The organism is Stenotrophomonas sp. STEN054, assembly GCF_056854535.1.
In genome coordinates, this window is record NZ_JBXFWG010000014.1 from 21967 (window position 1) to 36545 (window position 14579).

The 14579-nt window shown below is 66.5% G+C and carries 15 protein-coding genes; 4 read left to right on the forward strand and 11 right to left on the reverse strand.

Features of this window, described 5'->3' with window-relative positions; translation table 11 throughout:
• The first annotated feature begins 95 nt into the window (after positions 1-95).
• A complete protein-coding gene (locus AC1VXD_RS07625) occupies positions 96-698 on the forward strand; it encodes an HAD-IA family hydrolase (RefSeq protein WP_482991552.1) in 603 nt (200 codons plus the stop codon).
• Positions 699-773: 75 nt separating this feature from the next.
• Here the strand turns inward: AC1VXD_RS07625 and AC1VXD_RS07630 are convergent, their stop codons facing one another.
• Complete coding sequence (locus tag AC1VXD_RS07630; RefSeq protein WP_482991553.1) at positions 774-2000, reverse strand: acetylornithine transaminase; 1227 nt, start codon at positions 1998-2000, stop codon at positions 774-776.
• Positions 2001-2063: 63 nt separating this feature from the next.
• Here AC1VXD_RS07630 and AC1VXD_RS07635 point away from each other — a divergent pair, with 63 nt between their 5' ends.
• On the forward strand, positions 2064-2936 hold the full coding sequence (locus AC1VXD_RS07635; protein ID WP_482991554.1) for an ion transporter: 873 nt from the start codon (positions 2064-2066) through the stop codon (positions 2934-2936).
• Between the two features lie 48 nt (positions 2937-2984).
• Here AC1VXD_RS07635 and AC1VXD_RS07640 read toward each other — a convergent pair whose 3' ends face one another.
• The 3 genes from AC1VXD_RS07640 to AC1VXD_RS07650 all read right to left on the reverse strand — a co-directional run bounded on the left by AC1VXD_RS07640 (position 2985) and on the right by AC1VXD_RS07650 (position 5891).
• Positions 2985-3935, reverse strand: a complete 951-nt coding sequence (locus tag AC1VXD_RS07640; RefSeq protein WP_482991555.1) for a YiiG family protein — start codon at positions 3933-3935, stop codon at positions 2985-2987.
• Positions 3936-3968: 33 nt separating this feature from the next.
• Complete coding sequence (locus tag AC1VXD_RS07645) at positions 3969-4958, reverse strand: YiiG family protein (RefSeq protein WP_482991556.1); 990 nt, start codon at positions 4956-4958, stop codon at positions 3969-3971.
• A gap of 90 nt (positions 4959-5048) precedes the next feature.
• Positions 5049-5891 (reverse strand): SDR family oxidoreductase, encoded by an 843-nt coding sequence (locus tag AC1VXD_RS07650; RefSeq protein ID WP_482991557.1) that lies wholly within the window; start codon positions 5889-5891, stop codon positions 5049-5051.
• A gap of 84 nt (positions 5892-5975) precedes the next feature.
• On the opposite strand from AC1VXD_RS07650, the gene AC1VXD_RS07655 reads away from it, so the two are divergent.
• Positions 5976-6656, forward strand: coding sequence for a hypothetical protein (locus AC1VXD_RS07655; RefSeq protein WP_482991558.1), 681 nt, complete (start codon positions 5976-5978; stop codon positions 6654-6656).
• 138 nt (positions 6657-6794) lie between these two features.
• On the opposite strand, the gene AC1VXD_RS07660 is transcribed toward AC1VXD_RS07655, so the two are convergent.
• Genes AC1VXD_RS07660 through AC1VXD_RS07675 form a run of 4 tightly spaced genes read right to left on the reverse strand, consistent with a single transcriptional unit; the run spans position 6795 to position 9307 of the window.
• Positions 6795-7301: a hypothetical protein gene (locus tag AC1VXD_RS07660; protein ID WP_482991559.1), complete on the reverse strand. Its 507-nt coding sequence runs from the start codon at positions 7299-7301 to the stop codon at positions 6795-6797.
• On the reverse strand, positions 7298-8176 hold the full coding sequence (locus AC1VXD_RS07665; RefSeq protein ID WP_482991603.1) for an RHS repeat-associated core domain-containing protein: 879 nt from the start codon (positions 8174-8176) through the stop codon (positions 7298-7300). Before AC1VXD_RS07665 ends, AC1VXD_RS07660 begins: the two co-directional genes overlap by 4 nt.
• Positions 8121-8648, reverse strand: a complete 528-nt coding sequence (locus AC1VXD_RS07670; protein WP_482991560.1) for a DUF2867 domain-containing protein — start codon at positions 8646-8648, stop codon at positions 8121-8123. The genes AC1VXD_RS07665 and AC1VXD_RS07670 overlap by 56 nt, the downstream gene beginning before the upstream one ends.
• Positions 8645-9307, reverse strand: a complete 663-nt coding sequence (locus AC1VXD_RS07675; protein ID WP_482991561.1) for a serine/threonine-protein kinase — start codon at positions 9305-9307, stop codon at positions 8645-8647. The genes AC1VXD_RS07670 and AC1VXD_RS07675 overlap by 4 nt, the downstream gene beginning before the upstream one ends.
• A gap of 85 nt (positions 9308-9392) precedes the next feature.
• On the opposite strand from AC1VXD_RS07675, the gene AC1VXD_RS07680 reads away from it, so the two are divergent.
• Complete coding sequence (locus AC1VXD_RS07680) at positions 9393-11387, forward strand: bifunctional DedA family/phosphatase PAP2 family protein (protein WP_482991562.1); 1995 nt, start codon at positions 9393-9395, stop codon at positions 11385-11387.
• A gap of 300 nt (positions 11388-11687) precedes the next feature.
• Here AC1VXD_RS07680 and AC1VXD_RS07685 read toward each other — a convergent pair whose 3' ends face one another.
• The 3 genes from AC1VXD_RS07685 to AC1VXD_RS07695 form a co-directional block, all read right to left on the reverse strand.
• On the reverse strand, positions 11688-12266 hold the full coding sequence (locus tag AC1VXD_RS07685; RefSeq protein WP_482991563.1) for an LON peptidase substrate-binding domain-containing protein: 579 nt from the start codon (positions 12264-12266) through the stop codon (positions 11688-11690).
• The gene (mpl, locus tag AC1VXD_RS07690; RefSeq protein WP_482991564.1) at positions 12263-13627 is read right to left on the reverse strand and encodes a UDP-N-acetylmuramate:L-alanyl-gamma-D-glutamyl-meso-diaminopimelate ligase; all 1365 of its coding nucleotides are present in this window, start codon (positions 13625-13627) and stop codon (positions 12263-12265) included. The genes AC1VXD_RS07685 and mpl overlap by 4 nt, the downstream gene beginning before the upstream one ends.
• A 330-nt stretch (positions 13628-13957) precedes the next feature.
• The gene (locus tag AC1VXD_RS07695) at positions 13958-14521 is read right to left on the reverse strand and encodes an adenylate kinase (RefSeq protein WP_079223114.1); all 564 of its coding nucleotides are present in this window, start codon (positions 14519-14521) and stop codon (positions 13958-13960) included.
• Between the last annotated feature and the right edge of the window lie 58 nt (positions 14522-14579).

Below are 14579 nucleotides of genomic sequence, written 5' to 3' on the forward strand. Positions count from 1 at the left end.
CATTCTAGGCAGGGCCATGCGTTACCGGCTGCGACCGTCTGTCGCACGCGCACGGCAGGGTGTTCGCGCTTCCACGGCGATGGCATGCTCAGGCCATGCGGATCGACCTGTTGCTGCTCGATGTGGATGGCGTGCTGGTGCAGTACCAGCGCGCGCAGCGCGTGCTGCATCTGGCGCAGGCGCTGGATGTGAGCGCCGATGCCGTGCAGGCGGCGCTGTATGACAGTGGGCTGGAAGCGGCACACGACAGCGGCGCGCTGGATGGAACGACCTATCTGGCACGTCTTGGCGGACTGCTGGGCCGCAGCGTGGATACGCAGACCTGGACCGCCGCACGCCAGGCCGCCAGCCATCCGCAGGACGCGGTGCTGCAGCGCCTTGCGCAGCTGCAGGTGCCGCTGGCGGTGCTGACCAACAACGGCGCGCTGATGGTGCAGGCGCTGCCGCAGCTGCTGCCGGGCCTGTTTCCTGCGCTGCACGGGCGGGTGTTCTGCAGTGCCGATTTCGGCCTGCGCAAGCCGCAGCCGGCGGTGTTCCAGCGTGTGCTCGATGTGCTGCAGGTGGCACCTGCGCACACCCTGTTCGTCGATGACCTGTTCGCCAATGTGCGCGGTGCACGCGCCGCCGGCCTGCACGCGGAAACCGTGCGCGACGGGCGGGGCTTGGGGAAGGTGTTGAAGCGCTACGCGATCCTGTAGAGCCGAGCCCATGCTCGGCTTGCGTGCAGCAGCCGAGCATGGGCTCGGCTCTGCGGGGGTTCGGCAGCAGCGGGATCAGCGCGCGGCGACGAACGCGGCCACTGCCGCGCGCAGGCGCTTGAGGCCTTCGGCCACTTCTTCGTCGGTGATGTTCAACGACGGCACGAAGCGCAGCACGTCCGGGCCGGCCTGCAGGGTCAGCAGGCCCTGGTCGGCGGCGTGGTCGAGGATGGCACCGGCCTGGCCGGCGAAGGCCGGGCTCAGCACCGCGCCCAGCATCAGGCCGCGGCCACGCACGCCACTGAACACGCCGAATTCCTCGCTGATGCGGTCAAAGCCATCGCGCAGCGCCTTCGACTGGCGGCTGACGTTGGCGGCGATCTCCGGCGAGGCCAGCTTGCGCAGGGCCACGCGGGCGACGGCCGCGGCCAGCGGGTTGCCACCGAAGGTGGTGCCGTGGGCGCCGAACTGCATGGTTTCGGCCACCTTCGGGCCGGCCAGCATCGCGCCGATCGGGAAGCCGCCACCGAGGGCCTTGGCCAGGGTCACCATGTCCGGCACCACGTCATCCTGCCAGTGCGCGAACAGGGTACCGGTGCGGCCCATGCCGGCCTGGATCTCGTCCAGTACCAGCAGGGCATCGTGCTGGTCGCACAGCTCGCGCACGCGCTTGAGGAAACCGGACTTGGCCGGCATCACGCCGCCCTCGCCCTGCACCGGCTCCAGCATGACCGCAGCAACGTCGCCGGCGGCCATCGCGGTTTCCAGCTGCACCTCATCGTTGAAGTCGATGTAGCGGAAGCCACCGGGCAGCGGCTCGTAGCCTTCCTGGTATTTCGGCTGGGCGGTGGCGGTGACCGCGCCCATGGTGCGACCGTGGAAGCTGCCGCGGAAGGTGATGATGACGCGCTTGTCGGCCGGGCGCCCCTTGCTGGAGGCCCACTTGCGGACCATCTTGATCGCCACTTCGTTGGCTTCGGCGCCGGAATTGCACAGGAACACGCGCTCGGCGAAGCGGCTGGCCTTCACCAGTTCCTCGGCCAGGTGCAGCGGCGGCGCGCTGTAGAAGACGTTGCTGGTGTGCCACAGCTTGCCCGCCTGCTCGACCAGCGCAGCCACCAGGTCCGGATCGTTATGGCCCAGGCCGCACACGGCGATGCCGGCGGCCAGGTCGATGAACTCGCGGCCCTGGCTGTCCCACACGCGGGCGCCCTGGCCTCGCTCCAACACCACCTGGCGGGGCTTGTACACCGGCAGGTAGTAGTGCGACAGGGAGATCAACGGGTCGGTAGCGGCGGTCATGGCGGTGAGATGGTTTCGGGAATGCCCATTCTCGCCCCCCTAGCCCTGCGGCACAATGTGCGGATGCGCCCGTTCTCCGCCCCCCAGCTGAACCCCGCCACCGCGTCCGGCTGGCGCCGGACCTGGTTCGACATCATCTACCGCCACGACACCCGGCCGTCGCGCAATTTCGACCTGATCCTGGTGGTGGCGATCATCGCCAGCATCGGGGTGGTGATGATCGACAGCGTCCAGCACCTGCACGTAGCGTGGTCGGACGGGCTGTACGTCATCGAGTGGGGCTTCACCGCCCTGTTCACGATCGAGTACCTGCTGCGCCTGGCGGTGGTGAAGAGGCCGCTGCGCTACGCGGTCAGCATCTGGGGCATCATCGACCTGCTGTCGATCCTGCCTGCCTACCTGTCGCTGTTCATCCCCGGCGCGCAGAGCCTGCTGGTGGTGCGCGCGCTGCGCATCCTGCGGGTGTTCCGCATCCTCAAGCTGACCCGCTATATCGAGGAAAGCGGCATCCTGCTGCAGTCGCTGTGGCGCAGCCGGCGCAAGATCCTGCTGTTCCTGTTCACGGTCATTACCATCACGATCATCGCCGGCACCCTGATGTACATCATCGAGGGCCCCGCGCATGGGTTCAGCAACATCCCGGCCAGCATGTACTGGGCGGTGGTGACCATGGCCACGGTCGGCTTCGGCGACATCGTGCCGCAGACCGTGCTCGGCCGCTTCGTTACTTCGGTTCTGATCCTGATCGGCTACAGCATCATCGCCGTGCCCACCGGCATCTACACCGCCGAACTGGCCAACACCATGCGCGACGCCGATCTGGCCGCGCGCCGGGATGCACGTGGCTGCCCGCAGTGCGGGCTGGAAGGCCACGAGCCCGACGCGCGCCATTGCCGCCGGTGCGGCAGTGCCCTGCCGGATGCGTTCAACAACTGAACACGGCCGCCGGGCATGGCCCGGCGCTACCGGATGGCGATGCTGCCATCAATGCATGCGGTTGCTGGTGGTCACCAGGTCGTTGTACGCGTCCAGGATGTCCGACTGCGCGCCTTCCGGGGCCGAGGTGAGCCAGCTGCCCGAAGCCTTACGCTCGGCGGCCAGCCCTTCGGCGCTGATCGGCTTGCCCTGCTCGATGCGTTCGATGCCACGGCCGGCCTTGCGGATCAGCATGTCAGCCGAGCGCTGCACATGGCCCCACATCGGGTCGTCCTTGCCGATGCCGGCGGCCTGCATTTCCTTCACCAGCGCCTCGTAATCCGACAGCCGCGTGCGCAGCGCGGCGACGTCCGGCTTTTCGTCCTGGAAGGCCACCGCAAGCTGCTTGCCGTCCCCCACCAGGCGCAGGTGGTAATACGCCGGCGAACGGCCCTCGCTCGCTTCAATCTGCTTCAGCTGCGCCGCACGGCGGTCTTCCTCGTTCTTTTCCAGCGCCACGTCCAGTGCGTCGCTGGCCTTGAAGAAGGCCGCATAGGCCTGCATCAGCGGTGCGTGCTGGCTGCGCATGCCTTCGCCACCATCACGGCGGAACTCCTCGCGGCTGAAGTAGCCATCGGCCTGCTCGATCTTCGCGTACAGGGCCTGGAAGGCCTGCTGGTAGTCACGCACCGGCGCGTCCATCGGCATCGCCGGCGTCATCGCCAGCGCGTCGGTCAGCGGCTGGCCGCAATACTCCACGCGGTGCGACAACACCTTGCCGGGCGAACGCGGCTGCGCCTCCTTGCCGGTCGGGCCGGCCTCGACATCCTTGATCCAGCCGGTATAGGTCTCGAAGCCTTCGTGGATGGGCTGCTCGACGCCGTTGTAGCACTCGATATAGGCGTTGACCTTGGCCAGGCTGGGATCGGCCAGCGCCAGACCGGGCGACTTGTTGCAACCGGCCAGGCCGGCCACGGCGCCCAGCAGCAACACCGGCAGTACACGTACAGAAGCGTTCACTTCAGTTCCTCGCATGCAGAAAACGGGGGGACCTTACTGGCGGTTGCTCTGGAAGACCAGCGCGTTGTATTCCTGCATCAGCTTGCCCGGAGAGCCCTGCGGCGCCATCGACGGCGAATCGAGCATGCCGCGCTCGAACCTGCTGTAGGCCCTTTTTTCGCTGACACGCTGCAGTCGTTCCTTGCCCTGGCGGCGGAAGTTCTCCGCCTCGCGCTCGAAGCCTTCCCAATCGGATTTACCGGGCTCCTGATCTGCCACCCTGGCATGCGCTTCGTCCGAAATGCGGTTGAATGCGTCAAGACGCTCCTGCGCCTTGGCCGTATCGAACGCATCCTGCGTCATCAGTTCCACGATGGCCTTGGCTTCCAGCATCATCGCCAGGCGGTAGTACTCGCGGGTGCGGCCCTCGGCCTGCTCCAGCACCTTCAGCTGCTCACGCTGCGCGGCATCATTCTGGCGTTCGAGTTCAGCGCTGAACTGCTCGCTCGCGGCCACAAACTGCTTGAACGCGGCCATCAGCGGGCCGTGCAGCTGCTTGCCCTTGGCAAACTGGTCGTCTTCGTAATCCTGCCGATCATAGTAATCGTGGGCGTCCTTGCTGACCGGCGCCAGCGCCTTCAGCGCCTGCTGGTAGCGGCCGGCAGCATCATCGAGCTCGGCCAGTGCAGGCTTGGCCGCGATCGCTTCAGTCACCGGCGCACCGCACTGCTTCATGTCGTAATCGCTGATCTCGAAAGGCCCGTAGATGCTCGATTCGCGGCCGGTCGGCCCTGCGTCGACATCCTGGATCCATCGCGTATAGGACTGGATGCTGTCATGCGTTTTTGAATCAAGTGCGTTGAAACAGCTGATGTAGGCGTTGAGCTTGGCGGTGAGCTGCTGCTGTGCGTCCACGGCGGCCGTCGCAGCGCGCTGCTCGGCCGAGCCCGTCGTGGCCGGGTCGCCCGCAGGTGTGTTGCCGCAGGCAGACAGGGCAAGCGCGAGCGCAGCCGCCAGCGCGGTGGAAGAAAAAATACGGGGCATTCGGGCCATCCTTGAAAACGATTACAGCCGCGTATTCTAGCCGAGCCCGCCGTGATGGCCGGCTCAATCCCGTTGCGCTTCCTCCCTCAATCAGTCCAGGAACAGATCCGGCAGCAACGGTCGCGACGCGTCAACGGCATACCCGGACAGATCGATCACCCCGGCTTCCCCCAGCACCTCGTCATCAATCAGGAAGCGGCCGTGGAAACCGGCGGCCTCGCGCACCAGCACCGCATGCGCGGCATCGGCCATGATCTGCGGCGTGCGGCAGCCCGCCGCATCCACACCGGGAATCATGTTGATCGCATCGGTGGCGATGACGGTGCGCGGCCACAGTGCATTGACCGCCACGCCCTGCGGGCCGAACTCCGCAGCCAGGCCGAGGGTGACGAAGCTCATGCCCATCTTGGCCAGCGTGTAGCCGGTGTGCGGGCCCCACCATTTCGGTTCCAGGCTGGGCGGCGGGGCCAGGGTCAGGATGTGCGGATTGGGCGCCTGCAGCAGGTACGGCAGGCAGGCCTGCGCGCACAGGAAACTGCCGCGCGAATTGACCTGCTGCATCAGGTCGAACCGCTTCATCGGCGTATCCAGCGCGCCGCGCAGCCAGATCGCACTGGCATTGTTGATGAGGATGTCGATGCCGCCAAAGGTATCGACCGTGGCGGCCACGGCCGCCTTCACCTGGACCTCTTCGCGGATGTCGCACTTCAGGGCAAGGCCCTGGCCGCCGGCCGCGGTCACGGCTTCGGCGGCGCTGTGGATGGTGCCCGGCAGCTTCGGGTTGGGCACCGACGACTTTGCGGCGATGGCCACGTTGGCGCCGTCGCGCGCCGCGCGCAGTGCGATGGCCAGGCCGATGCCACGCGAGGCACCGGTGATGAAAAGGGTTTTGCCCTGCAGACTGCCCACGTTCCACACTCCAGCGCATGCCATGAGCCGCTAGTATGCCGCGCCGACGTGGAATTCACCGCGCGTTGACGATACTGGCGCCCCGGTCACCCGCACGAGGTATACGCCATGCGCCGTTCCCGCCTGCTGCTGCCTACCCTGGGCCTGGCCCTGCTCACCGCCTGCCAGGGCCGTTCGCCGGAACCCGGCACCGAAGCCACCACAAGCGATGCGCCCGCCGCCGCCAAGGCCGCCGACGGTTCACTGCGCTGGAGCGAGTCGGTGGTGTGGGATGGCGACCTCAACGCCTGCCGCCAGGGCGAGAACAGCGCAACGCGCGAATGCCTGGCCGAAACGATGAAGTCCGCCGGCGCCAGCGCCGATGCCGTGGCCGCTGCCGAGCAGCTGTCCACCGGCGGCGAGTTGGCCTACGTGACGGCCTGGCATGAACACGACGGTCTGGGCGTGGCCACGGTGGAGTATCCGTTCCGCGCCAACACCAACGAGGGCACGCGCCTGGTGGATGCCGGCGGCAAGCGCATCGATGTCGACGCGGTACAGCTGGACGACACCCTGCGCGCCGACCCGGGCGTACAGGCCGTGCTGGCCGCGCATCCGCAGGCCACGCCGTTCGCGCCCGCACAGGCGGCCGGTACTGCGCCGCTCGATGGCGGTGGCATCCGCCTGCTGTACCGCACGCCGCTGCGCGACTGCCATGCCTGCCCGGATGTCGGCCAGCTGCAGATCGGCTATGACTTCGATGGCAAGCGCAACTTCATCGGCCAGCAGGTGGTGCCGGCGGCGCCGTAGTGCGTTGCGCATCGTGATGCCGTCGCAGCCGGGCCATGCCAAGCGAGATCGAGCGAAGCATGCATATCGGTCTTTCCCTGGCCAAAAAGCCAAACGACGACCACAGCGGCAGTGCCTCGCACTTCGCAGCAAAGAGAATCAAAGGGATCGTCGGTAGAATGATTCAGTCGTCAGCCGACTCTCAATTACCGATCTAACATAGGTGGCCCGCGCCTTGCGGGACTGCGAGTACTCGGTATAAATCTTCATTGCCTCGGACCTCATCTCGGCACCACCGGTGGCCGTGAATACGAAGAACGAAGGCTCAAGGTAACCGAGATTCTCTTGCATAAACCGCTTGCACTCACCAAGCGGAAAATCTATGGCGTAATCCGCCCAATCGATGTAGCGCCTCCAGAAAGCAGAACCCCCCCATTTATCGCGCTTCCCATCAACGAAAATCTTTAACTCCGAAAGCATGTCGGCGCATGCATCTACAGTTTTGTCGTCTAAATCCAAAGAAGCGACGCGACCGGGATCAATCGCCTGCCAACAAAAAACCATAAAGTCCGCAACAAAGCCATCTTCGCAGTCCTCGAAGAAATTGCTCTTGTACCAGGCAATAGCTTTCGCTACATCAGCCAGCTCATCAAAATCAATCATCATCTCACCTTTCCGGCGGCATTAACGCCTTCGTTTACTATCTCACCGTTCCGCACATGAACCCAAACCTGCGCCCCTCCTCGCATCGTCTGAGTGTACGTACTGACGCCGGCCGAAGCTGCATCTCGCGTCATCAGTCGCGCGGCAACAGCATCCACCCTTAGATTCGCTGGGTTTGAGCTAACACGCTGGAAAAGGCCAATGAACCTCATCTGCGAGGAAAGCGTACTGGGATTCACATGACCCGCAGCATTTCTAAATACGTGTTCTGCCCGTACCGCAAAATTGAATCTAGCAAGCATTGGAATTGCAACAGGAGCAGAAGCCAGCATCCCGCCGCCACGCGAGTACATTGCTGGTATCGCGACATCATGAAAGAGGGCACCGACATCAAATATGTTTCCATTCTTTGTCAAATCCCCCGACAAGCCAAGACGCGATTTTATCTCCTGCCAGCTGGAATTTGAGTCCCCACCAGCTGCCACGCTCGGAGATGAACCCGAGGATGGCGCCTTGGGAATTGGCGATTCAGATGATGTCGGCCCAGTGGCCGTGGTATTCCCACCTGTACTCTTACAACTACCGTCACTATTCGTGATTCTGGACCCAGTACAGCGACCATCTGGATCAAAGAAAGTATAGGGATTCAGCGCGGAGTACATGTATCGATTAAACAGCGCCCCGCTGTCCGAGCCCACGTCGACCGGATCTTTCGATAGGAATGTCCCGACCAACGGATCATAGTACCGCTGCTGCATATACGTCAGACCCGTCGCCGAGTCCGACACATGGCCTGTGAAACCCGGCCGATCGCCGTTCGTATCACCAACGACCGCACCATAGGGCTCGTAGATGGTTCGTTCGCCTGCGCAGTAGATGCGGCACGATCAGCCGATGCACCGGCGCCACCGGCAGCATGTAGACCCGGCCAAACGCGTTGTGGGTATGCACCACGGTGACCACTTCGAGCACGTCGCCCTGCCACTGCAGCGCAAGCTGTACGCGCAGGTGGCGGTCATTGTCTTCCAGCACGATGGCATCCTCATCCAGCGACTGCAGGGTGAAGATGCCCAGACGCTGGCCCGGTCGCGGCGCGGCGGCCTGCTGCACGGCGCGCAACGAGCCCAGGTCCTTCATGCCGAGCAGGCGCATACCGCGGTTGCGCAGCGCCATCAGGCCATCGAACCAGCCGGGGATGGTCGCAGCCATGTCCCGGTAGGCCTGCAGGGCGCTGCGGCCGTTGCGACGGGTGCGGGCCTGGCAGGCGTGCACGAAACCGGCACCGGGCAGCTGCGCGCGCAGCACGCTGGCCGCACTCGGCGGCGCGGTCACCACCTGCGATGGACTCACGGCTTCGGCCCCTGCCCTTCGTTGTCTTCCCAATGCAGGATGCGGCGGGTAACGAAACGGTAGACCGGCTTACCGGTGGCGAACCACAGCTCGCGTACCCACGAGGTGCGCTTGAGCACGCGCTTCTCCACCGGGGTGAGCGACTCGCGGCAGTACATGCGCTTGTGCTTGAGCAGGTGGCGCAGGTCTTCGCGGGCCAGCAGGCGCATCCAGCGCGAGCGCGGGTTGCCGATCACCGCCAGCTGGAAGTCGATCAGCGCCGGGCGGCCGTCCTCGGTCACCAGCCAGTTGGCTTCCTTGGCCAGGTCGTTATGGGCCACGCCGCGCCGGTGCAGCTGCTGCAGCAGTCGCCGCGCGGCACGGAACCAGGCCAGGTCGCCACGCGGCGGGCGCTGGTACATGGCATCGCCGGCCATGAAGCTGCGGTCGAGGTGGCGGCCATCCCAGTCCAGCAGCTGCGGCACGTCGGCCATGCCGTGGATATGCCGCAGCGCGCGTGCTTCGCGGCGTGCCAGCCACCACGCCGGCACGCGCAGCCACAGCGGCGTTGCGCCCAGGTCGCGGCGTACGAAGGGGCCATGCGGCCCCTGCACGAGCAGGATGCGGCCGAAGCTGTCGGCCTTCAGGGCATGCGTTGGAGCGTCGGTCGAGTGCGGCATGCGCCCATTCTAGGCGATGGCGCTGGTTGCAAACGGTCACCAAGCCGCTGGGAACCAGTCACCTTCACGCCTCTATAATCGGGCAATGGACTCTTCATGGATCGACGCCACCCTCGCGTGGATTGCCGCCCATCCCGTACTCGCGGGCGCGGTTATTTTTCTGATCGCCTTCTGCGATGCGGTCATCATTCTCGGCGCCATCGTGCCGGCGCTGCCCCTGCTGTTCGCGGTGGGCGTGTTCATCGGCCTGGGGCAGATCTCCGGGCCGTATGCCGTGGCCGCGGCGGCGCTGGGTGCGTTTGCCGGTGATGGCATCAGTTACTGGATCGGCCGCCGCTGGGGCGACCGCCTGCGCGGGTTCTGGCCGTTCAGCCGCTACCCGCAGCTGCTGGACCGCGGCGAGAATCTATTCCGCCGCAATGCCTTCAAGAGCATCCTGATCGCGCGCTATGTCGGCGCCATCCGGCCGTTCGTGCCGGCCATCGCCGGCATGCTGAAGATGCCGGCCAGTCGCTACGTGCAGGCCAGCGGCATCGCCAGCCTGTCGTGGGCGGTGCTGTTCCTGGCCCCGGGCTGGATCCTCGGCGAGGCCTATGACGCCGTCGCCGCGGTCGCCGGGCGCCTGGTAGTGGTGGTCGGCCTGCTGGTGGTCATCCTCGGCCTGGTCTGGGCCATCGTGCTGTACGGCTACCGCTGGTCGGCCGCGCGCATGGACCACTGGCTGGCGCGCCTGCTGGACTGGTCCAACCGCCACCCCACGCTGGGCCGCTACACGGTGGGCGTGCTCGACCCGAAGCGCCGTGAATCGGTGCCGCTGGCGATGCTGGCGCTGATGCTGCTGTTGCTGGGCTGGGGCTGGTTCGCGCTGCTGACCGTGGTCGTCGCCCATGGCGAACCGCTGGCCATCGACCTGCTGGTGCACCAGGCCATGCTGGCCCTGCGCAACCCGCTGGCCGACTACCCGATGGCCGCACTGGCCTCGCTGGGTGCGTGGCAGGTGCTGATGCCGGCCACCGCCGCGGCCATGGGCTACCTGGTCTGGCGCCGGCGCTGGATGGCGGCCGCGCACTGGCTGGCCGCACTGGCCTTCGGCCTGGCCCTGACCAAGCTGCTGGGCGCCACCGTGGACGTGGTGCGTCCGGTCGATGCCAGCAGTGGCTTCGGCTTTCCTTCGGTGTCGGTGACCATGGCCACCATCACCTTCGGCTTCTTCGCGGTGCTGATCGCCCGCGAGATGCCCGGCCGCACCCGCGTCTGGCCATACCTGGTGTCGGGCATCGTGGTCAGCCTGATCGGCTTCTCGCGCCTGTACCTGGGCGCGCACTGGCTGAGCGACGTCATCGGCGGCATGTTGTTCGGCACGTTCTGGCTGCTGGTGCTGGGCATCGCCTACCGCCGCCGCTTCAACCGCTCGTTCTGGGTGAAGCCGGTGGCGTGGCTGTTCTACGGCGTCTTCGCGGTGGCGGCGATGTGGTACGCGCCGCGCAACATTCCAGTGAAGCTGGAACGCTTCGAACCGACCCTGCCGGCACCGGTGGCGATGGACATGCAGGCCTGGTGGCAGCACGACTGGGCCAAGCTGCCGGCGCGCCGCAACGAGTTCGACGATGACCAGCGCTGGCCGCTGGACGTGCAGGTGGCCGGCCCGCTGGCACCGCTGCAGGCGCAGCTGGAAGCGCGTGGCTGGACCGTGCAGGCGCAGGCCGGCTGGGAAGAAGCCCTGCTGATGCTGGACAAGAACACCGGCGCCGACGAGCTGCCGGTGCTGCCGGCCACGCTGGAAACGCGCGTGGAAGCCCTGCTGATGGTACGCCAGGGGGCAAAGCCGGAGGAGCGCTACGTGCTGCGCCTGTGGCCGGCACCGGGCCAGCTGCAGCCGGGCGACGTGCCGCTGTGGCTGGGCAGTGCGCAGACCCTGCGCTACGAGCGCCACTTCGAGTGGATCGGCATGTGGCACCCGGTGCGCGGCATCGACCCCGCGTTCAATGCGGTGAAGGACGCCGTGCAGGGCATGCCGCAGCGCGAGGATGTGCACGCCGAAACCGGGTTGCCGGTGCTGCGGTTGAAGACGCAGCCGTGATGGATGCGCCGGGCATGGCCCGGCGCTACCGGAACGTCTGGAGCCGAGCCTGTGCTCGGCTGATCTTCGCGCGATCCGGCAAGCCGAGCATGGGCTCGGCTCTACAGTAGCTCCACGCCATGCGTGGATGGCCGTTCCCGTAGATCCACGCCATGCGTGGATGGCCGTTCCCGTAGATCCACGCCACGCGTGGATGGCCGTTCCCGTAGATCCACGCCATGCGTGGATGGCCGTTCCCGTAGATCCACGCCATGCGTGGATGGCCGTTCCCGTAGATCCACGCCATGCGTGGATGGCCGCTTACGGCATCCACCCCAGCAACTGCTGCAAGCGCTGGTGGGGGTCGTCCATCTGCAGCAGCTGCAACCGCTGCTGTTCGCCCAGCGGCAGCAGTTCGGCCAGCCGCCAGCCGACCCAGCTGGCCTGGTCCAGCAACGCCGGGTTGGCCGGCGCATAGGCTTCGCCGGCCTGCTCGATGATGTGCTCCAGCACCGTGGCCAGCAGCGCATGCTGCGGCTTCAGCTCGTCATCGGAGTCTTCTTCGCACCAGCGCACATCGGCCACGACCAGGCCGTTGTCGCGCACGCGGGTACGCTCGACATGGAAGCGGCGGGTGCCGCGCAGGCGCAGCTGCAGCACGCCATCGGCGCCGACATCGAAATCCTCGATGCGGACCTGCACGCCGTAGGCCGCCGGCGTGGCCGGCTCCCCCACTTCCTGCCCTTCCAGGATCAGGCAGACACCGAAGCCCTCGCCGCTGCGGCCGGTGTCGCGCACCAGGTCCAGGTAGCGGCGCTCGAACACGCGCAGGCCAACCGCCGCGCCGGGCACCAGCGTGGTGTGCAGCGGAAACAGCGGCAGCGAAACGTCGGTACTCATCGGCCCTGCAGGGCGGCCAGGAAGCGGCGCGGCGCGCCGTCGAAGCCACCATTGGACATGAACACCACGTGGTCACCGCTGCGTACGCTGGACTGCAGCTGTGCCAGCAGCGCGTCGGTATCAGGCACGGCATGGGCCTGGCCACGCACGGCGGCGATCACCGAAGCGGCATCCCAGGCCAGTTCCGGGCGGTGCAGGAAAACGACTTCGTCGGCCAGCGCCAGCGACGGGGCCAGCGCCTGGGCGTGTGCCCCCAGCCGCATCGAGTTGCTGCGCGGTTCCATCGCCACCACGATGCGCGCGTCGCCGACCTTGGCGCGCAGGCCGTCCAGCGTGGTCGCGATCGCGGTGGGGTGGTGGGCGAAATCATCGTAGACGGTGATGCCGTCATGGCTGCCGATCACTTCCATGCGGCGCTTGACGCTGCGGAAGCGGGCCAGCGCCGGGATCACCTCGGCCGGGGCCACGCCCACCGCATGCACGGCGGCCAGTGCGGCCAGGCCGTTGAGTACGTTGTGGCGACCCAGCAGCGACCAGTGCACGTCACCCAGCGCCTGCCCGCGGTGATGCACGCGGAAGGCGCTGCCATCGGCGGCCAGCAGCTCGGCATGCCATTCCAGCGATGGGTCGAAACCGAAGCGCTCGACCGGGGTCCAGCAACCCATCTGCAGCACCTTGGCCAGGTGCGCGTCCTCGCCATTGACGATCAGGCGGCCGCGCGCGGGCACCGTGCGTACCAGGTGGTGGAACTGGCGCTCGATGGCCTCCACGTCCGGGAAGATGTCGGCGTGGTCGTATTCGAGGTTGTTGAGGATGGCCACCAGCGGCCGGTAGTGCACGAACTTGCTGCGCTTGTCGAAGAAGGCGGTGTCATACTCATCGGCCTCGACCACGAACTCGCGGCCCTGGCCCAGGCGGGCGGAGACGCCGAAATCCTCGGCCACGCCACCGATCAGGAAGCCCGGCGAACGCCCGGCGCTTTCCAGCAGCCAGGTCAGGATGGTGGTGGTGGTGGTCTTGCCATGGGTGCCGGCCACGGCCAGGGTGTCACGGCCCGGCAGCACCTGCTCGGACAGCCACTGGGCACCGGAGATGTAGCGCTGGCCGGCATCGAGCACGGCTTCCACGGCCGGGTTGCCGCGCGACAGGGCGTTGCCGATCACCACCTCGGCGGTGCCCGGCGGCACGCTGTCGGCACGGTAGCCCTGGTCCAGGACGATGCCCAGCTGCTCGAGCTGGGTGGACATCGGCGGATAGATGGCCTGGTCGCTGCCACTGACCGTATGGCCCAGTTCCCGCGCCAGGGCGGCCACGCCACCCATGAAGGTGCCGGCGATTGCAAGGATATGTACGCTGCTCATGACCGGGGATTGTCACCGATCACGGCTGTATAGGGCCATTGTCGGCCGCGGGGTCAGACAACTCCTACACCGCTTATGAGAAAAGTCCATTCGTCTGTCAGGGAATTCCTGATGGCGCAGGTATGTGAACCCGTACACAATTCAGGAAGCCAGCCGTAGTACCCGAACCGGTCCTACTCCCCAAGAGGCCATCCCCAAGGGAGCTCATGCTGCGGAGCCCTGAGCAAGCTCATCGCTGGCACCTATGAAACGAAACAGGCCTGGTCCGCAAGGATCAGGCCTGTTTCGTTGTCGCTGCACGGAGGCGGGCGCAGGGCCGGCCGACCGCCATCAGCCCTTGATCGCGGCCAGGATGCGGGCTTCGATCTCGTCCAGGTCACCGACACCATCGACGCGGGCCAGGGTGCCACGGCCGGCGTAGAAGTCGACCACCGGGGCGGTCTGGTCGTTGTAGACCTGCAGGCGCTGGCGCACCGCTTCCGGGTTGTCGTCGGCACGGCCCTGCTCCTGGGCGCGGCCGGCGATGCGCTCGACCAGCAGCTCGGTGGCCACGTCCAGCTGCACCACGGCGTCCAGCGGCTGGCCGATCTTGGCCAACAGGCCGTCCATCGCATTGGCCTGGGCCACATTGCGCGGGTAGCCGTCCAGGATGAAGCCCTTGGCGACATCGGCCTGGGTCAGGCGCGACTCCAGCATGCCCAGCAGGATGTCATCGGACACCAGGTTGCCGGCATCCATCACCGCCTTGGCCTGCTTGCCCAGCTCCGAGCCCGCGGCGATTTCCGCACGCAGCATGTCACCGGTCGAAATATGGGCGATGCCCAGCTTTTCCTTCAGGCGCGTCGCCTGCGTCCCCTTGCCCGAACCGGGCGGTCCCAACAGAACCAATCGCATTGACCTGACTCCAACGTGTTGAAAACAAAGAAAGTTCGCGCCCCGGACGGACCGGTAT